Source organism: Algibacter mikhailovii, assembly GCF_014651495.1.
GTDB lineage: Bacteria > Bacteroidota > Bacteroidia > Flavobacteriales > Flavobacteriaceae > Algibacter_E > Algibacter_E mikhailovii.
Window position 1 is genome coordinate 22,048 of the sequence record NZ_BMWZ01000002.1, and the last position, 24,892, is coordinate 46,939.

General features: G+C 34.2%; 19 protein-coding genes and 1 tRNA gene. 2 read left to right on the forward strand and 18 right to left on the reverse strand.

Features of this window, described 5'->3' with window-relative positions:
- From IE051_RS03505 to IE051_RS03540, 8 genes are all read right to left on the reverse strand, one after another.
- Positions 1 to 1,272 (reverse strand): tyrosine-type recombinase/integrase, encoded by a 1,272-nt coding sequence (locus tag IE051_RS03505; protein WP_229796717.1) that lies wholly within the window; start codon positions 1,270 to 1,272, stop codon positions 1 to 3.
- 111 nt (positions 1,273 to 1,383) lie between these two features.
- Positions 1,384 to 1,456: transfer RNA gene (locus tag IE051_RS03510), tRNA-Met, on the reverse strand.
- A gap of 119 nt (positions 1,457 to 1,575) precedes the next feature.
- On the reverse strand, positions 1,576 to 1,758 hold the full coding sequence (locus tag IE051_RS03515; RefSeq protein ID WP_189359400.1) for a CPXCG motif-containing cysteine-rich protein: 183 nt from the start codon (positions 1,756 to 1,758) through the stop codon (positions 1,576 to 1,578).
- A 69-nt stretch (positions 1,759 to 1,827) separates the two neighbouring features.
- Positions 1,828 to 2,652, reverse strand: a complete 825-nt coding sequence (locus tag IE051_RS03520; RefSeq protein WP_189359401.1) for a Two component regulator three Y domain protein — start codon at positions 2,650 to 2,652, stop codon at positions 1,828 to 1,830.
- A 137-nt stretch (positions 2,653 to 2,789) separates the two neighbouring features.
- Complete coding sequence (locus IE051_RS03525) at positions 2,790 to 4,106, reverse strand: TolC family protein (protein ID WP_189359402.1); 1,317 nt, start codon at positions 4,104 to 4,106, stop codon at positions 2,790 to 2,792.
- The gene (locus IE051_RS03530) at positions 4,096 to 7,293 is read right to left on the reverse strand and encodes an efflux RND transporter permease subunit (protein WP_189359403.1); all 3,198 of its coding nucleotides are present in this window, start codon (positions 7,291 to 7,293) and stop codon (positions 4,096 to 4,098) included. Before IE051_RS03530 ends, IE051_RS03525 begins: the two co-directional genes overlap by 11 nt.
- Complete coding sequence (locus IE051_RS03535; protein WP_189359404.1) at positions 7,293 to 8,423, reverse strand: efflux RND transporter periplasmic adaptor subunit; 1,131 nt, start codon at positions 8,421 to 8,423, stop codon at positions 7,293 to 7,295. The genes IE051_RS03530 and IE051_RS03535 overlap by 1 nt, the downstream gene beginning before the upstream one ends.
- A 75-nt stretch (positions 8,424 to 8,498) precedes the next feature.
- Positions 8,499 to 10,409: an ABC-F family ATP-binding cassette domain-containing protein gene (locus IE051_RS03540; protein WP_189359405.1), complete on the reverse strand. Its 1,911-nt coding sequence runs from the start codon at positions 10,407 to 10,409 to the stop codon at positions 8,499 to 8,501.
- An 85-nt stretch (positions 10,410 to 10,494) separates the two neighbouring features.
- Here IE051_RS03540 and IE051_RS03545 point away from each other — a divergent pair, with 85 nt between their 5' ends.
- Positions 10,495 to 10,878, forward strand: coding sequence for a DUF983 domain-containing protein (locus tag IE051_RS03545; RefSeq protein ID WP_189359406.1), 384 nt, complete (start codon positions 10,495 to 10,497; stop codon positions 10,876 to 10,878).
- Between the two features lie 98 nt (positions 10,879 to 10,976).
- Here IE051_RS03545 and IE051_RS03550 read toward each other — a convergent pair whose 3' ends face one another.
- From IE051_RS03550 to IE051_RS03595, 10 genes are all read right to left on the reverse strand, one after another.
- Positions 10,977 to 12,023 carry an NAD(P)/FAD-dependent oxidoreductase gene (locus IE051_RS03550; protein WP_189359407.1) on the reverse strand — a complete coding sequence of 349 codons (1,047 nt, stop codon included), beginning with the start codon at positions 12,021 to 12,023 and terminating at the stop codon, positions 10,977 to 10,979.
- A 110-nt stretch (positions 12,024 to 12,133) separates the two neighbouring features.
- Positions 12,134 to 13,024 (reverse strand): type IX secretion system ring subunit PorN/GldN, encoded by an 891-nt coding sequence (porN, locus tag IE051_RS03555; RefSeq protein WP_189359408.1) that lies wholly within the window; start codon positions 13,022 to 13,024, stop codon positions 12,134 to 12,136.
- Positions 13,025 to 13,085: 61 nt separating this feature from the next.
- Positions 13,086 to 14,645, reverse strand: a complete 1,560-nt coding sequence (porM, locus tag IE051_RS03560; RefSeq protein ID WP_189359409.1) for a type IX secretion system motor protein PorM/GldM — start codon at positions 14,643 to 14,645, stop codon at positions 13,086 to 13,088.
- 55 nt (positions 14,646 to 14,700) lie between these two features.
- Positions 14,701 to 15,336 (reverse strand): type IX secretion system motor protein PorL/GldL, encoded by a 636-nt coding sequence (gene porL, locus IE051_RS03565; protein WP_189359410.1) that lies wholly within the window; start codon positions 15,334 to 15,336, stop codon positions 14,701 to 14,703.
- Positions 15,337 to 15,432: 96 nt separating this feature from the next.
- Complete coding sequence (gene porK / locus IE051_RS03570; protein WP_189359899.1) at positions 15,433 to 16,794, reverse strand: T9SS ring complex lipoprotein PorK/GldK; 1,362 nt, start codon at positions 16,792 to 16,794, stop codon at positions 15,433 to 15,435.
- A gap of 161 nt (positions 16,795 to 16,955) precedes the next feature.
- Positions 16,956 to 18,122 (reverse strand): formimidoylglutamase, encoded by a 1,167-nt coding sequence (locus IE051_RS03575; RefSeq protein WP_189359411.1) that lies wholly within the window; start codon positions 18,120 to 18,122, stop codon positions 16,956 to 16,958.
- Positions 18,123 to 18,287: 165 nt separating this feature from the next.
- A complete protein-coding gene (gene topA, locus IE051_RS03580; protein WP_189359412.1) occupies positions 18,288 to 20,792 on the reverse strand; it encodes a type I DNA topoisomerase in 2,505 nt (834 codons plus the stop codon).
- Positions 20,793 to 20,929: 137 nt separating this feature from the next.
- Positions 20,930 to 21,706, reverse strand: coding sequence for a hypothetical protein (locus tag IE051_RS03585; protein ID WP_189359413.1), 777 nt, complete (start codon positions 21,704 to 21,706; stop codon positions 20,930 to 20,932).
- A 20-nt stretch (positions 21,707 to 21,726) separates the two neighbouring features.
- Positions 21,727 to 22,551, reverse strand: a complete 825-nt coding sequence (locus IE051_RS03590; RefSeq protein WP_189359414.1) for a hypothetical protein — start codon at positions 22,549 to 22,551, stop codon at positions 21,727 to 21,729.
- A gap of 13 nt (positions 22,552 to 22,564) precedes the next feature.
- Positions 22,565 to 23,218, reverse strand: a complete 654-nt coding sequence (locus IE051_RS03595) for a TonB-dependent receptor plug domain-containing protein (protein WP_189359415.1) — start codon at positions 23,216 to 23,218, stop codon at positions 22,565 to 22,567.
- 209 nt (positions 23,219 to 23,427) lie between these two features.
- Here IE051_RS03595 and miaB point away from each other — a divergent pair, with 209 nt between their 5' ends.
- Positions 23,428 to 24,873, forward strand: coding sequence for a tRNA (N6-isopentenyl adenosine(37)-C2)-methylthiotransferase MiaB (miaB, locus tag IE051_RS03600; protein WP_189359416.1), 1,446 nt, complete (start codon positions 23,428 to 23,430; stop codon positions 24,871 to 24,873).
- Positions 24,874 to 24,892 lie beyond the last annotated feature (19 nt).

Below are 24,892 nucleotides of genomic sequence, written 5' to 3' on the forward strand. Positions count from 1 at the left end.
CTAATGTCTTAAATGTTTAGAATAATCTTCAGGCAATTCACCATCAATATCTCTAAGGTAGGCCTCAAGTGCTTCCATTGTGGAGTGACCCGTTATCTCCTTAAGCTTGCTTTTCGCTTCAAATGGTGTTAGATTCTTTCTAAAATCTCTATATAATTTTGTAATAAACGTATGCCTAAAGCTATATAAGCCATAATCAATACCTAAATTGAATTTATCTTTTACTTTTTTAAACTGTTTTGTAAAATAATCTCTTTTATTGTTTTCTTTAGAAGTCCATTCAGCACCAATCATACTTGGTGTAAACAACCACATTTCTGGTTGAACTCCTTCTAAATTAGGCAATTCTTTGATAAGAATATCTGGTATTATCTTAGTCTTAACTAGCTTATTTTTGGCTTTTAAGTAAATCTTTTTATCCTTGACATCTATATCTTTAACTTTTAACCTGCAAATCTCTATTGGTCTCAGAAAATTATAACTAATAAACTGTACAAATAAATATAAAATGGGATCGTTATCTTTTAAGTGTTTAAACAATGCTACTTCTAAATCTGGCGTATACGTTTTATTTCTTTTAGGTTCTGTCTTTAGTACATTTATACTCCGTACAAAATTTTCTGAAATAATGTCATTGTCCTCTAATAATTGGAATAATGAATTAATATCGGTACGAGAATTATTTCTATTTCGAGAACTACTAGATAATAAAACATTATTCAAGTAATTTATAACTGTCTTTTTAGAAATAATTTTAATATCATCTGAAAGCTTAATATCTTGTTGTACTAACCACCTTTTAAATTGATTAACTTTGCTCTTAAATTTTGGATAAGAACTTTCCGCCAACACCTTCTTTTTTATGCTTAAACCAAGAATAAAAGCATCTTCGATCGTGGTTCCTTTTTCTTCCGCTTTCTCTGCAATTACTTCCTCTCTGACAGTACTTTTAATTTTTGTATTTCCAAAAAATGAAGATTCTATTTCTGAATTATATTCATAAGGATTAAACCCACTCTGTAACATTACGGATAGATTTCTCTGTAAGACCTGTAGAAATTTATAACGGTCTCTTTTTGTTTTATAACGATTGGCACCACCTTTAATAGGTGCTTGTCTAACAAGCTTTAAAGTTTTTAAATCTCGATAGGAATAATACAAGTACCAGTCCTTTTTCAGAGCATTTTTTTGCTCTAACTTAGATAACTTCGACCAGTTGCTTATTTGTACACCTCCTGTATAGATTTTGGGCTCAGAATAGTTACTTTTCATTTGACGAACGTATACGTTATCGTATACGTTTTGTAAAAGTAAAGAAATTAATGACATAAAAAAACGGATTGTGAGTACACAATCCGTTTGTTTTATTAGCTTCAAGCTTTGTAGCGGGAACTGGACTCGAACCAGTGACCTTCGGGTTATGAGCCCGACGAGCTACCTACTGCTCTATCCCGCGATTTAATCCTAAAATAATTTACTTAGCTTTTAACTCTCGGTTCATAATGCCGACCAAATTATTTCGGACTGCAAATATACAATCCTTTTTGACTTCTGCAAGCATAAAATGATAAAATATTATTGCTCGATGCTATCTGCTTGAAAATGTACTAATTCGGTATTTTCAAATTGGAGAACTACTTGAATGGGGTTACAACAAACCTCACAATCTTCTATATAATTTTGCCTAGATTGGGAATTGTCGATCAACATCGATATTTCTTCCCAGCAATACGGACAAGTAAAGAAATGTTCTATCATAATGCTGTAAATCTATAAAAAGAGCCATCAATATGATGGCTCTTTTTAATAAAATATAAACTTTATGTTTTATTCTTTTTCAATATCCATAGTAGCTGTTGCCGTTTCAAGGGTCAAATTAGACACGGATACGGGTGTATCCCCTGAAACAGTTCTATATTCCTGACTTAGGTTATTATCACTTACCATAAGTGTACTGAGCTTAGTAAGCATAATAAATTCCTCTGGCAAAAACCCTGTAAATTCATTTGTAGATAATATCAATTCTTCCAAATTTGATAGTTGTGCTATTTCAGAAGGAATTTCACCTTGTAGATTATTATCCATAAGACTCAATTTTTCCAGGTTTTTCAAAGCACTAATACCTACCGGGATGCCACCTGTTAAATGATTACTTCCTAATAACAGCTCTTTGAGTTCAGGAAGTTGCATTAAGCTTTCAGGAATTTCACCGGTTAACTTATTACTATACAGCTTAAGAATTTCTAGTTTTTTCAGTTCACCTAATTCAGCTGGAATTTGACCTTCAAACCTATTCATAAATAGTTCTAATGATCTCAAATTACTTAGTTTTCCAAAGCTTTTAGGAATTTCTCCCTCTAGTTTATTAAACCCCAAATTAATTTTCTCCAAATTCACTAAATCACCTATTTCATCAGGCAATTTACCTTCAAGGTTATTAAATTCAAGATTGATTCCTACAACTTTACCCTTCTTAACTGAAACACCCTGCCAAGTATTCACCGGGGCATCAATATTCCAAGACACATTCCACCGATCTCCCTGTGTTGCATGATACAACTTTAGCAAGGCTTCTTTTTCCTTTGGTGAAACATCAGCAAAGGAATAAGCGGTAACAAAAAAGCAGACAAAAATTAATTTCAAGTTCTTCATGTCTTTGATAGATTCGGGGATTATTTCTTACGAATCTAAACCAAACACAGATTATATGCTATTTTTTTCGATGAAATACATCATACTTTAACATTTAACTTTCGTTAAACGACCACTTGAAATTAATTTTACTGGTATTAGAAATTAATATTTAATAATTCGCCACTAATTTGCAGCATTTCTAGTTCAGCAATCTTGGCAAAGTATTTAGCCCTATTTCTAGTAATTTCAGCATTGAGAAGATTTACTTGAGCTAGTCTAAATTCAACAAAACTCACTTGACCCAACCTAAATTTTTCTTGTGTTCTATCAAAGTTATTCTGAGACGTTTTAATATTGTCTTCTTGTAGATAGTAGATTTCAAGCCGGTTTTGATAGTTACCCCATGCATTATTAAAATCACGTTCTATAGTAACCAAGACTTCTTCTTTTCTAATTTCTTGGGCTTCAAGATTTATTTTTGCATTCTTTACTCGTGTTATCGTATTCCCGCCATCAAATAAATTCCAACGTAAGTTTAAACCTCCCGAAAGGCCTGTATTTGTTGATGTGGCAACAAAGGCAGCGGCGTTATTATTGTTCCTATTCCAGCCATAACTCCCCACCAAACCTAAGGTAGGTAAATAGGCTGATTTCTCTAATTTAATCCCGTAGGTTGTGATATCAATATTTTTATCTATTTGCAGCAAATTGACGTTATTGGCGATTGTCTTTTCTAATAGGTCTGTTTTGTCATAAATATTATTGAAACTCACAAAGGTATCAACATCAAAACGTTCTGGTAACACATTACCCAATACCAAATTTAAATCACGTTTAAAATTGCGCAGCTCTTGCTGTGTATTCATAACCGTTATACTATCATTATTAACATCTACCTGAGCACTAAGCACCTCTAACTTTGTGTTTTGTCCGTAATCAAATTGATAAACCGCACGTTGCAACCTATCTTTGGAAACTTCTAAAGTTTGATTTAATGATTTTATGTTTTCCGTAAGTTCAGTCACATTGTAGTATACTGTAAATAATTGCAACATGGTAAGCTCGATAGTTTCTCTGGCCTGCAACTCTGTTAATTGTTCATTGCCTTGTAATTGCTTATAATTATAGGACCTTCCCAATCCGTCAAATAAAACATAATTTAAATCAACAGAAGCATTGTATCTAGAGCTTTCAGCGCCATTTAAAACCGTAACTCGGCCATCAGCAAATTCTGCCTCGGTATTATCCCTGTTATAAACAGCTCCCGCATTTCCAGTCACGGAGGGTAAATATCCTGAGTTAAGAATATCCGCATTATTCTTGGCAATTTCAACATCGGTCTCAACCAGTTTAATGCCATAGTTATGCTCTAATGCCAAAGCAACCGCCTCCTTAGGGGTTAGCATCTCCTGCGCAAATAATGAAAATTGCACAATGAGAAGGCTAAAAAATATGTAAAATTTAATGTTCATGCTCCTCTTTTTGTTCTTTAATGGCACGTTCAACTTCCTCTTTTGATATCTCTCGACCTGTAGCCAGCCATTTCGTGTTTTTCTTTATCCCGTTACTAAAAGCTAAAAATAAAGGTAAAACTAACAGCGTTAATACAGTGGCATATGCAATACCAAAAGATATTGAAATGGCCATTGGTTTTAAAAACTGAGCCTGTCTACTTTTCTCTAATAGTAAAGGTGCTAAACCTGCAACCGTGGTCAGCGAGGTCAAAAATATGGCTCTGAATCGCGATTTACCTGCTTCAGAAAGGGCCATATCAAAATTCATTCCTTCCCTTAAATTTGTGTTGAATTTACCTATGAGGACCAAACCATCATTGACCATAACTCCTATTAGGGCAATAATTCCCAATAAGGATATCACGTTAACCGGGAAACCTAATAACCAATGTCCCCAAGCTACAGCGGTTAAACTAAAGGGTACCAATAGCAATAATAAAATAGGTTGACTATAACTTCTAAAGGTAAAGGCTATGGTTATATATATTAAAATTAAAATTGGAATACCTGCACTTTTCAATGAAGTAGAAAGCTTAGTGGCTTCTCTATTTTGACCTTCAAATGAAGCTGTAATTGTAGGGTATTGGGATTGAATTTCTGGTATGATCACATTTCTAATGTCATCCAGAATATCCGTAGCACTTGTACTTGGATCTTTTAAATCTGCTGACACCCTAATTTCTTTTTGACTTACTAAGTGGTTAATAGCCACATCACCACGTTCAATAGTATAATTAGCAATATCCTTTAGAGTAACACGTTCTCCAGAGGGCGTCATGATACGCATATCATCCAGATTATTAATGGACTCCCTATTGGATCTATCATAACGTACCCATACTTTAATTTCATCTTGTCCACGTTGAAAACGCTGCGCTTGTACACCAAAAAAACCAGCTCTTACTTGACTCATCACTGCCCGTAAATCTAGCCCCAATAAGTAGGCACTTTCTTTTAATTCTAGTCGTATCTCCTTTATTCCTGCAGGATCATTATCTTCAATGTCTTTAAGTAAAGGATTAGATTGTAATACCTTTTTCAATTCCTTTTTGGCTCCTTTTAAATCCTGGATATTATTACTTAATAATGATACGGATACGGGACTTCCACCAAAATTACCTCCAGAACCATAAATCAATCGCTCTGCTCCTATAATGGGTCCTACGGCGACACGTAATTTATTTGCCACCAATCTAGAATTTATGGCATCGGGTCTTTCTTCCCCCGGAAGCATATTAATTTGCAACCGCGCACTTGATGAACTATTAAGTGATAAAATAGTGTTTTCAAACAATTGCTTACCTGTACCCTGTAAGTACTCTTCAGTCAGTTCTTCATTAACACGGTATGACTTTTGTTCAATCATTGAGATTATAGAATCTGTTATTTTCACATTGGTCCCGTTGGGCATATCCAATTCAACAGATACGGTATCACTAGCAATAGTAGGGAACAAAGTCACCCCTATAATACCACCGCCAATGGAACCAAAGGTTAACACCAACAAGGCTACAAATACACCAAGGGCAAACACTTTATATTGCAATACAAAATCTAAAGTTGGACTATAAACTTTATCTCTTAAAAACGCCATAATTCTATCACCTAACCTATTGATAGATCGCATTTTTGTAAAAAATTGCTTAATTTTTGAAGGGTTTTCATCAATCACAGGTTTTCTCAAGGCTTTTGAATGCGCTAAGTGAGCTGGAAGAATAATCAAGGCTTCTATTAATGAAACCGCTAAGGTTAATATAACCACTACGGAAACTTCACTGAAATATTCCCCTATTCTACTATCTAAAAACAGGAATAGTGAAAAAGCCAATAGTGTTGTAATTATTGCAGAAACTACTGGAGGAATTACTTCCATAGTCCCATCAATAGCCGCCTGAACTGGCGTTTTACCTTTTTCATAGTGTTGATAAATATTTTCAGCAATAACAATACCATCATCAACTAAGATTCCAATAACGATAATCATCCCAAACAAGGACAATATATTTATGGTCACATCAAAATGTCCGGCAAAAATAAACATCCCTAAAAAGGACACAGGCAAACCAAAAGCAACCCAGAATGCCAAACGCGTATTAAGAAATAGTGATAGAAAAATTAACACCAGAATAATACCTGTAATGGCATTTTCAACCAGTAAGTCTGTTCTTTGAGTAAGTGTAATTGAGCGATCTCTAATGACGTCTAGTCTGACATTATTATGGCTTTGATTATATTCTTCAACATATTCCACTACTTTCTCAGCCGAGGATACTAAATCTTCATTATTAGTACTTGTTACCGTGACGTTTACAGATAATTCCTCATTAAAAAACGTGGCTCGGGGAGTCTCAGAAAAACGATCGCGGATAATAGCCACATCCTTTAACCGTATTACCCTGCCGTCTCTTTCAGCTTTTATAATAACATTAGATAGTTCATCACCATAATAAGAACGGTTATTCGCTCTAATTAAATACTCCTCTACATCAGTTTTTATATTACCTCCAGTAACCAAAATATTAGAGGTACTTATAGCTTGTGACACATCGTTAAATGATAAATTATAAGCCAGTAAACTCGATTCGTTAACCGCTATTTCAATTTCCTCATCGGGGTAACCTGTAATTTCTATTTGAGAAATCCCGTCGATTGCACGTAAGTCATTTTCAATTTGTCGGCCAATTGCTTTCAAGGTACTTAATGGAATATTTTCTCCACTTACAGCAAATGAAATGGTAGGTCTAACAGATTCTCGTTTTGCCACAACCAAAGGCTCCATACCCGTTGGAAAAGAAGGCACACGATCTACGGCATTTTTTACTTCCAATAGCATGAAATCAATGTTCTCGTCTTTTTTGATTTCTACAGTTATAACCCCACTATTTTCTCTGGAAACAGAAGTGACTCTATCTACCCCTTCTAAGCCCTTCAAGTTATCCTCAATTTTTAAGACTATTCCTTCCTCTACTTCTTGTGGTGAAGCACCAGGATAGGTGATATTAATCGTTATTATTACCGTATCTACCAATGGAAAGAAAGATGACTTCAAGGAGCGCACACCAATAACTCCAAAAGCAAGAAATGCCAATAGGAAAACGTTTACTGCAACGTGATACTTAATGAAGTAAGCAATTAATTTTCTCATTATTTATCACCTTTTTTAACTGAAGACCTAAATGGTTTCACCAACATGCCGGCATAAGCTCCCGGCACAGGTTTTTTTAGCATAATGGTGCCATCAGGAATTTGTTTTAAAATCACTTTGGTATCCGAAAAATGCATAGGTTTTACATCTATAACATCCAAAACACTATCCCTTACTACAAAAACCTGTTGCCCTTCAAGCAATAAATTTCTATCTACTTCAATAGCATTGGTTTCCTCCTTGGCATCTAGTCTGGCTTCAAGATACATCCCTTCTTTAAGTTTCTCATCTTTAACTTCAATAAAGGCTGTAATAGTTTGCGTTCCTGCATTTATACTACCATTAACTCTCGATACTACACCTTTATAAAATTCAGTGCCGTCCAAATTATTCAATAAAACACGTTCTCCAACTCTAAGCAAACTTGCGTACCCTTTACTTAAGGCGACTTCCATCTCATATAAAGAAGGATCAATAAATTCACCCAACTTTTGACCGGAACGAATTAACGAACCTTCAGTAACTAAAGCTTGAGTTAAAATACCAGTAAAAGGCGCCGATATACTATATTTTGAAAGACGCTGTTCTAAGTTCTTCACATTATAATAACTGGATACAATCCCTCTACCTGTTATAAAATAGTTTTCCTTTTCTGAGGTTATTTCTGGTAATGCCGGAGTAGCTTTATCCAATTCAAATTTCGCCAAGTAAGATCTCCATTTATCATAAACATCGGGGAAATCAAGTCGAAGATCTGGCATAATTGCGGCCAAAGTATTATACAGGTTACTTTTTGCAGATTGCACACTAGCAAAATACTCTGAAGCATCCATGGTAATTAGCGCTTCACCTTTCTTGTATGTCTGTCCTGGTTTAAAAAACTTCCTTGAAGGTTTAAAGACCCCTTGAACTTCGGCAAATAGTTCTACTCTGCGCTTGGCTACTAAACTACCATTAGCTGGAATTACAATTTTTACGGTTTCATTTTTAACAGTATCAATTAATACTGTCTTAATAACCTTTTCTTTAACAGGTCGTGGTTTATTTTTATTCGCTATTAGTGATTTAGCAATATAAAATGATAAGGCAATTAGAACAATTCCAATGGCTGAAAGAATAATTTTTCGCATGAAAGTACTTTTGATGGTATAACGCGCAAAATTACCGAATATCTATCCTTTATAAGTTAAAAAAAACCTAAAAGGCTAGTTGTCTACCAATTCTATTTCCATTTGAATATCCTCCCATTTCTCCATTAAATCTTCCAAGTCCTTTTTCTTTTTTTGATAGGTATCAAAAAAATCAGGTTTTGAAGTTGTCTCTTCATAATTGACTTCCAATTCCAAATCAATCGCTTTAATTTCGCGCTCAATTTGATTGATTTTAGACTCGACATTACTAAGCTTATTATTAAGAGATTTTATTTTCTTTTGATCTTCATAAGACGTTTGCTTTTTAACTTTTGGTGTTTCTTTCACCACTGTACGTTTCTCAACTTCTCTTAAATTTTCAACTTTACGTTGTTCTAAATAATAATCAATATCACCGAGATATTGCTTTAGTTTATGATCTTTAAATTCATAAACCAAGTTGGTTAACCCTTGAAGAAAATCACGATCATGGGATACCAATATCAATGTACCTTCAAAACGTTTTAGAGCCTCTTTCAATACATTCTTAGACTTAATATCTAAGTGGTTTGTAGGTTCATCCATAATAAGCACATTGAAAGGCTGCAACATGAGTTTTGCTAATGCCAACCTATTCCGTTCCCCTCCAGAAAGCACGCGCACATACTTATCAACCTCATCGCCTCTAAATAAAAAGGATCCTAAAATATCTCTAACCTTACTTCTGTTTGTTTCATTAGCAGCATCAACCATTGTATCATGAACGGTTTTATTGCCATCGAGATACTCGGCTTGGTTTTGTGCAAAATAGCCAATCTGCACATTATGCCCCAGTTTCATATTACCATCATACTTAATATCTCCAACAATAATTTTTGCTAAGGTTGATTTTCCTTGACCATTCTGACCAACAAAAGCTGTTTTACTGTCACGCTCAATTAATAAATCAACCTGTTTCAAAACATGATTATCCCCGTAATTCTTAGAGATGTTTTCTGCTTCAACAACAACCTTCCCTGGTGTTATTGACACCGGAAAGTTAAGTGTCATCACACTATTATCATCCTCATCGACTTCAATTCTATCAATTTTATCAAGCTTCTTAATAAGAGATTGTGCCATGGTTGCCTTAGACGCCTTAGCTCTAAATTTCTCAATCAGTTTTTCAGTTTGCTCTATTTGCTTTTGTTGGTTTTTTTGTGATGCTAGCTGCTGTGTGCGTAATTCTTCACGCAGAACCAAATATTTTGAATACGGCTTCGGGTAGTCATAAATACGTCCCAAAGAAATTTCTATGGTCCTATTCGTTACATTATCCAAGAACATTTTATCATGCGACACAATGGCTACCGCTCCTGCATAATTCTTTAAAAACCCTTCCAACCAAATAATCGATTCAATATCTAAATGGTTTGTTGGCTCATCTAATAGTAAAATATCATTGTTTTGAAGCAGTAATTTGGCCAATTCAATACGCATACGCCATCCACCAGAAAAGGTATCCGTCAATTTATCAAAATCTAGACGTTTAAACCCTAAGCCTTGGAGAATCTTTTCTGTATCACCCTGGTAATTATAACCACCCAATATCTCATACTGATGCTGTAATTCATTAATATCAATCATTAACTGATGATACCCTTCACTTTCATAATCTGTACGTTCAGCCATTTGGGTATTAACCGCCTCCATTTTAGCTTCCAATTCCTTAATTTCGGTAAACGCTTCATAAGCTTCTTCTAAGACCGTTCTACCAAGAACAAAATCAATATCCTGCTTTAAAAACCCAATCTTTAGTGACTTATCAGCAGCGATCTGCCCAGTATCAGGCTCCATCTCTTTTGACAAAATTTTAAGCATAGTAGATTTACCTGCTCCATTTTTACCTATTAAGCCTACTCGATCACCATTACCTAACTTGAAAGTTATATCTTCAAATAGGTATTCCCCTTGAAATGAAATCGATAAATTATGAATGTTCATCATAGAAATGTAACTTTTGTCACAGCCCATTTAGTATTAAATGGTATTTTTGTACTGTAATTGCGCTTGCAAAAGTACATTAAATAATATGTTTAAAAAAGGCTCAAAATTGTATAGTATATTCACTGGTAGCTGCCCTAAATGCCATGAAGAATCTATGTTTAAAAACAAAAACCCCTATGCACTTGCTGAAGCTTTAGACATGCACGAAACCTGTTCAAATTGCGGTACAAAATATAAAATTGAACCTTCTTTTTTTTATGGCTCCATGTATGTGAGCTATGCTGTAGGTATTGCCTTTGCGGTTGCAGCATTTGTAATTTCATTCTTTGTTTTTAACGCCAGTATTCATTATGTTTTTATAAGCATTGTTGTAACCTTGGTGGTCTTTATGCCTATTATATTACGCTTATCGCGTAATATATGGATTAACTTTTTCATGAGTTATGATAAGACACTAGCTAAAAAATAGTTCGCTTAATTAACGATTCTAATAATTATCATTTACTAAAGTATGGCCTTTTACCCACATGCCTAGAATTCCCCTGAGCATTACAACACAAGGAAAAGCTATAATTTAAATCGCGCAATATCAATATCCATTTCCAATGGTTGGCTGTGCTCAATATATTCATAAAGTTGTTTTGCAACATAAGGGCCTATCATGACGCCTCGAGTTCCTAAACCATTCAACACATACATATGTTTATGAATATCATGACGCCCAACTAAAGGTCGTCTATCTTTAACTGTAGGCCTTACTCCTGCCAGTTGATTTACGACTTCAAAAGGACAATCTATGAGTTTCTTAAGCTTGTCTAAGAGTGTGTTTTTGGCCTTATCACTTACGGTATTCGTTAATTCTTTCCATTCATAAGTAGCACCTACAATATACCGATCATCTTCTAATGGAATTAAAAATACGCCCGCTTTTAAAACGAATTCCATGTTTAATTCTGGAGCATAAATAACAAGCAGCTCTCCCTTAGCAGGGTTAAGTGGCAAGTCTTTAAAATAGGAGTTTTTAGCTACACCAAAACCTTCAGAAAACACGATATGACAGGCTTGAAAGCCCTTATATTGTATTTTATCACTTTCCATCTGCAACGTTTCATAAGTAAAAGAACCTTCTACTAATACCCCGCTTTTTCTTAGATCTAATTTGTAAGCTTCTATCATCGTTCTTACATCTATTCGACCGGTATGTAAAACTTCTCCAAAACCAAAAGGCGCATCAATGTACGGATTGGAATTCTTAATGATGGTTGGCGATAAAAAACGGGCGAGTGATGGATTATCGGACGCCGAAAACCAATTATTCTGTTCTTCTAAGGATGCAAATTTTCTATAAACAGGAATTTTATAGTCTAGCTTTACTTGAAGCTCTTCTTCTAAATTAGCATACATGGGTAATGCTAAATCTAATTGCGCTTCACTCTTCCAGACCGATGTAAACCGTTTTAGAACCACGGGATTATACAATCCTCCAGCGACTGTTGACGATTTCTGAGAGGCGTCGTCAAATACTATAAATGATCTGTTATTAGCTTTTAATTGCTCACAAAAACTAATGCCTGCAATTCCTAAACCTACAACAATATAATCCACCTGTTTCATATGGTGCTAAGATACTTAGAAAGTAACGACTTAAAATAATAAGTAAAAAAAAACACCCACAAAAATGTAGGCGTTTCAATAACTAAATAATAGCTAATTATTTTTAGAACTTAGTAGGTCCACATATCCAGTTCAAAGTCTCTAATTTTATCTTTAATTCTTTGTGACTCTAACAACTGCATCAATGCATTTTCAGATACATATTCAGAAATTGCGCGATCGCCCTGAACATTTTCTTCTCTATAAATATACCCTTGAAAACGTCTTGCATTCAAGATATGATCAAAAGAAAAAGGCATAGAACTATTTGCATTATTAAATGATTTTGCCTCATGCAATATCTCTCTAGCATCTGGAAAGAATACCCAAAATAATGGTACTAAATCCGGCTCAGACTCATCAATAAAGTTAACGTCAGGAGCAACAGGAGCAATACCTAGCAATCTGTATTTCATTTCAGCTTGACGCTTATCAAAATACCAAAGTCCTTTTAAGTGATACTCTCTAACATCAGCAGCCGTTATGGTTCTTCTGTTAATATACTCAGCAGATAATTCTTCACCAGCATTTAATTGCTCAATACCCAATTCAGTAGTATCAATCATTGTTAAGGCTGACTCAATATCTTTTAAAGTTCTTTTCGTTGTAAAATAAGAATCATCATAAATGTTTTCAATTCTTCCGTTCTGAATGTTTTTCATTAAGACATCATACAACGAACGTCTATCGCTACCAATATTATTAGTATCTATTGGATAATATAAAGGGAAATTAGCACGCTCATCAAGCACAACTTTCTCCCAAACCATTTTAGAAAAGAGTACATCTCTATCATCAACATATCCATATTCTAAAGGCTTATCATTATCAACTAACTTTTGATTAGCTGTTCGTACACCAATCTCCTCAGGGCTCTTAGCATTTAAAATATTAGCCTGCGCAAAAACACTTGATATGGTAGTTACTGTTGCTAAGGTTAATAAAAAACTTTTTACATTCATCTTCTTAATATATTTTACATTTTAATACTAGTGCAATAACTAAAGTTATTACTCGAAGCTTCTAATTTGTTAACTCAACAAAAACAGGAGACACTTTTTTAAGTATAACACTTACGCCACTTGCCTTTGCTTCAATATCAAATATTTGTACTCCAGAACCTCGTTTAGCTTTAGCCAAAGCTTTTTGAGCTCTACTATCCAATTTATTTCCTTTTACATTAATAGTAGGTTGACCTGGAACTTTAAATTTAAATCCTGTAACTTTTAAAGGTAATTCAAAGTCAAAATCGTCAAACTTAGCACCAATAGTAGAAATTTTAAGACTATTACGTTGCATTTTTAAAGCACCGTCTTCTCCTCTAACTGTTCCTGTTGGTTTTGGTAAATCTTTAATTCTGAACTTAGCATTATCACTAACTTTTCTACCATCAGGTAAAGTACCAGTTACATTAATTGTAACTTCTCTTCCTTTTACTTTAGTAGCATCCATTACATAACTGCTTCCAGAGCTTCTAGCTAAACCTGAAGCACTCGCATTTACTTTATTATCTGGAATACCAGCAAAAGAAATAGTCATTGGGTTTTTAACACCACGATACACCACATTCATTTTATCAGCAGAAATAGTTGCTGCATTTGGTTTTGAAACGGTAGCAAAAGATTGATCTACTAACACTTCAATTTCTTCTCCATCTTGTGCAAAAATCAACTTTCCTTTAATTTTATGCTCACCAACAGCTCCAGTACCAATTTTCAACTTCACCTTACCATCTTCAATAGCATATTGCTTTTCAGTAAGTTTTCTACCATCTAAAGTCAATTCAACTCTGTTAGGTTTTGTAGACGAATCTTTTCTACCTAAAACGATTTGACCATCAAACTGCTCACCATTAAAATAAGCCGACTTAGAAGTTTCTAATAAAGTTGTGTAATTGGTCATAGACGCAACAGCACTTAACTGACCTTCTAACATTTTAGACAAGATCTCAGATTCAGTTGTTTTGATATCTGCTTGTAATTGTGTCATTTTAGTTAAAGACGCTACTAAAGGAAATCCTTTATAGTGATAATCCAACCAAGCTTGTTTTCTATTATCTCTATTTGTAACCTCATCAGTATTAAACTTTTCTTCAACTTCTTTAATGATAGACTCCATGCCTTCACTTGTTTTCAGAATAGCAATTACACCATCTCTAAAGCCATTGATGTGACCTAAAAAGGCTTGCCCTTCTTCTTTTATTTTGTCGCCTTTAAAAAAGTTTTCGTCAAGATAATCGCCTTTATCCATTATTTCATAATCAGTTGCATCATCAACTGTGGCGGTCATTTTACCTTTTAATTCTTCTAAATAGGTGTCAAATTCTGTAGCTAATTGATCAATTTGATCTGCTTTAGATTTAAGTTCTTTGTAGTTTTCAGACTCGCTTGCTTTTACTTCTAAGCTCGCCATAAAACTATCATTTCTTAACTCAGCAGTCTCATTGGACTGTGTAAGTTTTTCATTCATTAATCCGAAGGCTGAAAGCACTTCTTTTGACATATTTAAAGCTAGCATTGCTATAAATATTAAATACATCAGATTAATCATTTTCTGTCTAGGTGATAAATTTCCTCCTGCCATGTTTAATTAGGTTTTTTGGTTAATTAATAGTGATTTGGATTATTAACTCTCCTAATTACTTATTCATTGCAGATAACATACCTCCGTAAACACCGTTTAATGATGATAAATTAGACGCTAAAGATTGCATTTGCTCCTTTAATTGTGCAGCATTCTCAACCGATTCTTCATTTATAGATTGTTGTTGTTTAGCACTATCTAACTGTACTTTATACAAACTGTTTAAGGATTCCATTTGGGCAGCAGCTAATGATAATTCTTCACCATATTTCTTAGACGCTTCAATTGAATCAGCAGTAGAAGACATGTTTTTAGCAGCACCTTCAAAACTCTTGATACTTTCACCTAAACTAGCGATTAATTCGCCATCAATTTTTGCTTCCTTTAATAAGTTATCTAACTTTTGTGATAACAAGCCTTGTGCATCTTCCTTAGCTTCTTTCTTGCTTGTTTGACCTCCAGCTAATTCTGGATATACTAAAGACCAATCTAATTCATTATCAACAGGTTCAAATGCCGATAATGCAAAAATAATTGCTTCTGTTACAAGACCTATAGTCAACATCACGTTTCCTGTTAAAGGTCCAATCTCAAAGTGAATAATTTTGAATAGTGCACCAACAATTACAATTGCTGCTCCTAGTCCGTACGCCATATTCATGAATTTCTTACTTGCTTTTGAATTTGCCATAATTTTTTGGTTTTTTAATTTAAAGTAGGTTAATTAATAATGTTTATTTCGGTATGTTATTTGGATCATACCTTTTAATCAAATTGGTTATTTTTTTTATTTACCGCTACTAGTTACTTGTGTCCCCATGTAATCTTGTACGGTTCTAAAGCCGATATAACTTCTTGCAGAATCTGCATATTCATAATCTCTTGAACTCACCTGTAAGAAATAAGCAACATCTTTCCAAGAACCACCTCTAACAATTTTACGTTGGTTATCAGCGTCATTAATACTTGGGTTAATAGTAGATGTGTGTTCATAAGATGCTGGATCATAAGACGCATTCACCCATTCAGACACATTACCAGCCATATTATATAAATTATAATCATTTGGCTCATAAGATTTAGCCTCAACAGTATATAAAGCTTGATCGGCAGCGTAATCACCTCTTACTGGTTTAAAGTTAGCCATGAAACAACCTCTATCACTTTTAGTATAAGGCCCTCCCCAAGGATACGTTGCAGCTTGAAGTCCACCTCTTGCAGAATACTCCCACTCTGCTTCAGAAGGTAATCTAAAGGTATTCACATTAGCAGATCCTTTTTTGGATTTTTGATATGAATTTTTCCATAGAGTTCTCCACTCACAGAACGCTTTAGCTTGTTTCCAGGTTACACCAACTACTGGGTAGTCACTATAGGCATCATGCCAAAAGTAATCGTTGTGCATAGGTTCATTATAAGAATATGAAAAATCTCTAATCCATACCGTAGTATCAGGATATACTTCTACTTCTTCTTTAATAATGACATCCTTACGCTTAACACCTCTATTTCTAGCAGCCTCTTGAATATCCATATGGCTGTACTGAAACTTAAATTTAGTAACATCCCAAGTACGCTGACCATTATAAGCCTCTTCTTCAGGCAAATACATAGTATCCATTACCTCTGTATAGTATTCATCAGGATATTCAGAAGTATCGAATATTAAATCAACTTTTTTATTGATTTTTCTGCCTTCATAGCCTGTTGGTCCAAGACCACTATAATTTTCAAACATGTACTTCTCATAGTTAGTCATGTTTGCTGTATCTGCATCCTTAAAAGCATACAATCCAATACCACCATCTTCTGGCAGCATTCCAACCTCATCGGCTAAAACAGCTAATTTCATTCTTACAATTGAGTCTCTTACCCAATTAACAAATTGACGGTATTCACTGTTTGTAATTTCTGTAGCGTCCATATAAAAGGCTCTAACAGTAACAGTTTTTGCAGGGGCATCATGAACGCCAGCCAAATCATCATCGGCTTTACCCATAATAAATGCACCTCCAGGAATAAGCTCCATGCCATATGGCTTTTCTGGATGCCATTTCTTTCCTTGCACACCTACCAGTTCACCTCTATCCTTTGAGCCACAGCTGACAAGTATTGCTAATAATGCGGTTAATAATGTAAACTTTTTCATATCCATAGAAAACTCGTGGTTAATTTATTTAGCTTCAATAACGAGAGCGTAAACATATTTATATATTTCCAATTAAACAACTTTTTATCTAAAAAAATAACATTTCATCGTATAAAAATGGCATTTCAACGATGAAATAAGCTGTTTAACTGTTTTAAAATTTAAACACAATTCTTTTGAAACGCTTTGTACCAGCGATCTGGCACCTTATTATTGCAGGCGTCCTGATAATCCTGATGCATGCAAGGTAATAACGTATGTCTTTTTAATTTATTATTGACTTCAGCTAAAAAAGGAATCTCAATCCACCATCGCCCAGTTTTATTGCTTTTGTAAAACACCAACTCCTGATCATCCACTAAAGTGATAAACTTTTGATAGCTACTTTCATCTTGAAAATCATCATCCTTTACCCTACAATTAACACCTTCAATAAAATACCAAAGTACTTGGGCAATAAGCATAGAAGTCATATCATCATCACTTGAAGGTTTATATTCATAAAGGCCAAAAGAGGTTACCTTATTACTAATACCAGCATAACGGGATATGGCACAAATTTCTTTTCCATCTAAACCATTTGGAGAATACCTTTGATTGAGACTTAATTCTGAACCTCTAACTGCATTTAAGTCAATGCTTACAATATTCGCATCACGTAAAACGGGTTCTACAATAGTAATATCATTGGATACCTGTCCTAATCTATAAGACTCGAAATACAAACTATCCATTAAGTCTATTTCTTCCTGTGCATTAAAATATGTTTGATACCCAATAGTAGCATAATTGAAAAGATTATAAGGTTGATCTAAAATAATCTTCCCAACAAAACTGTTATTTTTTATTGGCTTTGAAGAGTCTCCTAAATTAAACTGAGCATCAACATTAACAATATTCACCATAGGTATTAAAGAGTCATATGCTCTATAATTGGCGTAGGTCAAATCTTGTGACCCTCCTAATATTACAGGAATGATTTTCTTTTTAATAAGAATTGAAACAGACTCTTTTAAAGCAAAATAAGTATCTTCAACACTTTCACCTCTATTAATGTCACCTAAATCAGCAATTGTAGTATTCCATATGCCTGGAAAAAGACTGTAAAAGGATTTTCGAATTTCATTTAACTGAAATTCTTCTCCTATATAATTAATGTCATTCCTATTTTCAAGAACACCAATAATTGCAATTTCTACATCGTCTAAATCAGGGATACCATGCTGCTCTGAGTGAATCTTAAGTTTTCTACCCAAAGCTTGAGTGGAAAGTAATTCATTATGTGCCAATACTAAATCTGAAACTGGAGAAAGGAAATTAAAATTCATAATTAAAAACTCAATATACTTATTATTACTTGTTATTCTAATTAATAAATATCACAAGAATTAATTACACAATCCAACGTATTCACACAAAATTAATAGTACAATAATATACGTCATATTAAATACAACCATGCCTTTAATATGACGCAACTATTTACAAATGCATTATTTCTTTTTAGCCGTTGTTTTCTTCTTTGGTGCGGCTTTTTTTCTTGTTTTCTTTTTAGGCGTATTCGCTTCTATTATAGCCTGGGCTTCTTCCAAAGTCATTTCTGAAACATCAACAGTTTTTGCAAGCTCCACTTTTATTTTTCCTTTGATAACGTTATGCCTTCCCCATCGTGCTTTTTCAACACGAACACCTTCTTCTTCCCAGTTATGAATAACTTTATCTATTTCTTTTTGAATTTTAGTTTCAATCAATTCAACAATATCCCCATCGGATAAATTATCCCAGTCATATTTTTTATTCACATTAATAAACATGTTGTTCCATTTAATAAATGGTCCAAAACGCCCTTTACCTTTTTGAACTGGTAAATCTTGATACATATAAATAGGAGCATCTGCTTTTTGCTTCTCTTTAATTAAAACAATGGCATCATCAAGTTCCACACTTAAAGGATCCGTTCCTTTTGGCAACGACACAAAAGCGCTTCCAAACTTAACATAGGGTCCAAAACGGCCATTATTTACAAGCACTTCTTCGCCTTCATACGCTCCTAAAGTTTTAGGTAGCTGAAACAAATCCATAGCTTCCTCATAGGTAATGGTATTTAATTGCTGATCTGGACTTAAACTCGCAAATTGAGGTTTTTCTTCATCATCAACAGTACCAATCTGAACCATAGGTCCAAACCTACCCAACCTAACACTTACCTGCTTACCACTTTTAGGATCAGTTCCTAAAATTCTTTCTCCAGATTCTCGGTCTGCATTTTCTTTGACATCTTCCACTACAGGATGAAAACTCTTGTAAAATGATTTCATCATTTTTTTCCAATCCTCATTTCCTTCAGCAATTTCATCAAAATCGGCCTCAACCTTAGCTGTAAAGTTGTAATCTAATATAGAATCAAAATGGTTTACCAAAAAGTCAGTAACAATCATTCCTATATCCGTTGGTACCAATTTACCTTTATCTGATCCTACTTTTTCAGTAAGCGTCTTATCTTTTACCGCACCATCCTTTAAAGTTAATTGCGAATAATTACGTTCTTCACCTTCAACCGTTCCTTTTTCTACATAGTTCCTATTTTGAATGGTTGAAATAGTTGGTGCATATGTAGACGGTCTACCAATTCCTAATTCTTCTAATTTCTTAACTAAAGACGCCTCTGTATATCTTGCAGGTGGGCGCGTGTAACGCTCTGTTGCTGTAATATAATTATTAAGTAACGTTTCATTTGTTTTCATGGCTGGCAACATTCCGTCTTGCTCAACATGCTCATCATCTGTACCTTCTAGGTAGACTTTCAAAAACCCATCAAAGGTGATTACTTCTCCATTAGCAGTAAACACTTCCTTGTGCGTTGAGGCCCCTATTTTAACATTAGTACGCTCTAATTCCGCTTCACTCATTTGCGAAGCAATGGCACGTTTCCATATTAACTCATAGAGTCTGGCTTGATCCCTATCTATATCAACAGAATGCGTTGCAAAATTAGTAGGACGAATGGCCTCATGCGCCTCCTGTGCCCCTTTTGCTTTTCCTTGATAATTTCTAGGCTTACTATATTTTGAACCATAAGCGTCATTAATCTCTGCCTCTGCGCCTTTTCTTGCTTCCTCTGATAAATTCACACTATCTGTTCTCATATAAGTAATCAAACCTGCCTCATAAAGACGTTGCGCCATAGTCATGGTTTTACTTACTGAGAAATATAATTTTCTCGAAGCTTCCTGTTGTAAAGTAGACGTAGTAAATGGTGCTGCAGGTGATTTTTTAGCAGGCTTTTTTTGTAAATCAGCTACTTTAAAATTGGCACTTGCATTTTGTTCTAAAAACTTTTGAGCCTCCTCCTTAGATTTAAAATTCTTGGGCAGTTTTGCTTTAAACACCTTACCTTCTTCATTAGAAAACTCAGCATCAATTCTGTACGATGCTACGGGCGAAAAGTCTTGTATTTCCCTTTCTTTTTCAACGATTAAGCGCACCGAAACCGATTGTACTCTACCTGCCGAAAGACCGCCTTTAACTTTTCTCCATAGCACGGGAGACAACTCATACCCTACAATACGGTCAAGAACACGCCTTGCTTGCTGTGCATCTACCAAGTCATAATCTATACCTCTAGGGTTTTCAATAGCTTTTTTAATGGCCGATTTTGTGATTTCATGAAAAACAATTCGTTTAGTTCTATCTTTATCTAATTTCAAAGTTTCAGCCAAATGCCATGCAATAGCTTCCCCTTCTCTATCTTCATCACTAGCTAGCCAAACCATTTCTGCCTTTTTAGCTAAATCTCTTAGTTTTTTTACAACTGCTTTTTTATCCTTAGAAACCTCATATTTTGGATTAAAATCACCTTCAACATCAACACCTAACTCCTTGGAAGGCAAGTCAGAAATATGTCCAAAACTAGATTCTACCTTAAAATCTTTTCCTAGGAACTTCTCAATTGTTTTTGCTTTTGCTGGTGACTCAACTATCACTAAATTCTTCGCCATACTACATTTTTTGAAGCTACAAATGTATATGAAAAAAAGTTTATCTGTAACATTTTATAGATTATCTAATTATTTTTTAAATCACATAGCCTGTATTTAAGACAATAAACACAGGCTATTTTCTAAATTATTACGCTTTATTCTTGGCTTGTTTCAATGTTGTCAATTGCAAAAACTTCATCCAAACCTACAACCTCCTTATATATATGATAACAAGGTAGGTCTACAAATTGTCGAGTAACATAAACACCAATAATACACATTAAAAACCCAACAATCCCACTTAGAATAGCAGATACAAATAACAGCCCAAAGCTTAACAACCATTTTTTATTGCCCAACTTAAATCCTGCCTGGATAATCTCTGCATTAGACATGTCAGGATTTAAAGCATAAATAATAGTCATATAATACAATGGCACGATAAGATACAAAAGTGGCAAAACACATAATATATAGGATAACAATACCATACCTAACATAGACAGGCTAAGACCAATGGTTTTGCTTAGATATTGTTTTTTAAAGAAGAAAAAATAATTATCAGATGTATTTAAACCCAAATCTTTCTCTCTTATAATTCTATAGAATGCTGCTTTAAATCCAAGACTTAGTGCTGAGGCCGCAAAAAGCAATACAAGAAATAATAGTCCCGTTAAAATTCCCGCAGTCACACTAACGCCATTAAGGTCAATATCATCACCAAAAGAATCCGGACTTAAAATACCAAAAAAAATAAGGGGTATATATAGTATAATAAATAAGGGCGCTATTAATAATACGTTTAATACATACGTCACAAAACCTTGCAGCCATACTTTTTTAAACGTCTCGACTGAGCTGTTAAAAATATCACCAAAACTTAAAGATTTAGCACGTTCAATCTTACCTGTAATATCATTTATGATATGCATAATATTATAATTAAGTTACTTTAATAATCTTGCTTCTTATTTACGCCCGTTTCACCAAACTCAGTATTGGCATCAAAACCAAATACGTCTTTATAAATAAAGTAAATTGGCAGGTAAACCACAGAAATGGTAAGTAGTATACCAAAAACACATAAAACGATTCCAAGCGTTCCTAATAAACCAAACACAAACAAAAGACCGAATGACAAAAACCATTTTTTATGACCAAGGGCAAAACTCAATTTCACAATCTCAATCTCACTTAATTCAGGATTATTAGAAAAAATGATTGCAAAATAGGACAAGGGTACAAAAACATATAGTACTGGAATAAAAAACAACAATATTGCAAAATATGACAAGGGTACAAAAACATATAGTACTGGAATAAAAAACAACAATTGTGCAAGTACTGAAATCCCTGTAGAAATCATTCCCAAGGTCAGCATCTTAGAAAAGTAATCTTTTTTAAAAAAATAGAAATAATCATCTACAACAGGCTCTCCTAAATCTGTTTGCTTGCAAATTTTATAAAAGCCTGCAATTAAGCCTGTAGATAGTGTTGTTATCAATATGGTTTGTGGAATACTATAAATTACATTACTGACCCAAAATTCAAAAAAGGAATCTAAATCAATCCCAGCTGTCATTAAATCATTTTTAGGCGCTAAACCTATCGCAGTAAAAACTATATTAACTAAGAAAGCCATAGCCATGGTGATTAAAAGCATAATACAACCTTTAAGATACACCTTTTTAAACAGCGCTATAACCTGATCAAATACAACACCGAAATCAAGCTCCTTAGAGCGTTGTATTTTATTCAAAAGAAATTCATATGTCATGGAATCCTGTGCACTATTTTAATTTTATTTTAATAATACCTCCAGCGCCTCTTGACCCGTATATACTTGATGTAACGCGCTCTACGCTTATTGACTTAATATCTGCAGGACTTAATCTACTAATGGTAAACACCTGAGTACCGTTTACAAGATATATTGGCGGTATTGCCCCACCCGACAAGGATGTTCCAGCCCCTCTTACAGTAACTTTCTCTCCATTAACATCAAGATTAGGAAATTTAGCTTTCAGCAAATCATATATATTTGAATAGCTAGAATAATCAATAGCATCATCATAACTTCTAATCCCATAACCCATTTCTGAATATTTTTTATTAGCTATTAATTCTGCCCCTTCGGGAAAAATGAAATTAACGACGTTTTCACCGTGGTATTCAATGTCTATCAATCCATATTTTGAAGAATAGGCCGTAATTAATTTGTTTTTATTAGTCACAACAACTTCATAACTTCCTTTCTTATTCGTTTTAACATTCGTTTTTAATGAATCGATAAAAATCCTAACCCCTTTTATAGGCTTATTATTATAATTTGTAACCACACCGGTCAAGGTAATCCGTTCCAATTTCGCAGTTTCGGCATTTTGGCCCTGCACATTAATCACGGTTAAAAAAATCAAAAGGGCAACTAGCTTATATCTAAACATATTTCATTATTTTTTAAAAATTGAATATAAGAAAATAATGTTTGTAAACAAGAGAGGACCACACAAGAACAATTAAAAATCACATAAAACAATTATCACACTAAAAAGCATAAGAACCCGCAATCAAATTATAACTGCCACTTTGTCATAAAATATAAATATATTGTATCTTTGCATGCTTCTTGACCCAATAAGTGTATTAGTAAATTATGGAAAAAATTATAGACGAAAAAAAGCAAGGCGAAGCTTTAGAATTAGAACAAGTATCAACTAATACACGGAAACTTTTTATAGAAAGTTATGGATGCGCTATGAATTTTAGCGATAGTGAAATTGTGGCATCCATAATGGCCAATCAAGGGTTTAATACAACCCAGAATTTAGAAGAAGCTGATTTAGTATTAGTAAATACCTGCTCCATTAGAGACAAGGCCGAACAAACCGTTCGTAAACGTCTTGAAAAGTATAATGCTGTAAAACGCGACCATAATCCAAAAATGAAAGTTGGCGTTTTAGGATGCATGGCAGAGCGTTTAAAAACAAAATTTCTTGAAGAAGAAAAAATAGTCGACCTCGTTGTTGGACCAGATGCCTACAAAGATTTGCCCAATCTATTAGCCGAGGTAGATGAAGGACGCGATGCCATCAATGTCATCCTATCAAAAGAAGAAACCTATGGTGATATTACCCCGGTTCGTTTAAACTCCAATGGTGTCACGGCATTTGTTTCAATTACACGTGGTTGTGATAACATGTGTACGTTTTGTGTTGTTCCTTTCACACGCGGAAGAGAACGCAGTAGAGACCCTCAAAGTATTATTCAAGAAGTCAATGATTTATGGCAAAGAGGGTTCAGAGATATTACCTTATTAGGTCAAAATGTAGATAGTTATTTATGGTATGGCGGCGGACTTAAAAAAGATTTTGAAAAAGCTAGTGATATGCAAAAGGCAACTTCGGTTAACTTTTCAAAATTATTAGAACTCTGCGCTAAGGCACAACCCAAAATGCGTATTCGTTTTTCAACCTCAAACCCACAGGATTTAACCCTAGATGTGGTTGAAACCATGGCAAAATATGATAATATTTGCAACCACATTCATTTGCCTGTTCAAAGTGGAAGTAATCGCATTCTTAAAGCTATGAATCGCTTGCACACAAGAGAAGAATATTTCGAGTTAATTGATAATATTCGCCGTATAATTCCCGATTGTGCTATTAGTCAAGATATGATTGTTGGTTTCCCTACTGAAACCGAAGAAGATTTTCAAGACACGGTATCGCTCATGGAATATGTAAAATATAATTTCGGTTATATGTTTACCTACTCTGAACGACCAGGAACCATGGCTGGAAGAAACATGGAAGATGACGTTCCTGAAGCAATAAAAAAACGCAGACTTCAAGATATTGTAGATTTACAAAGAGCCCATAGTGAAATCAAAACTAAAGAATGGCTACACAAGACGGTAGAAGTATTAGTTGAAAAAGAATCTAAAAAATCAAATACGCAATGGTCAGGGCGAACACCTCAAAATATTGTTTGCGTATTTCCTAAGGGACAATATAAAATAGGCGATTTTGTACAGGTGAAAATCACAGATTGTACAAGCGCTACATTAATTGGCGAGGCCGTAGATTATTCTAAAGCCTAATTAAAAACTATTAGAAAAA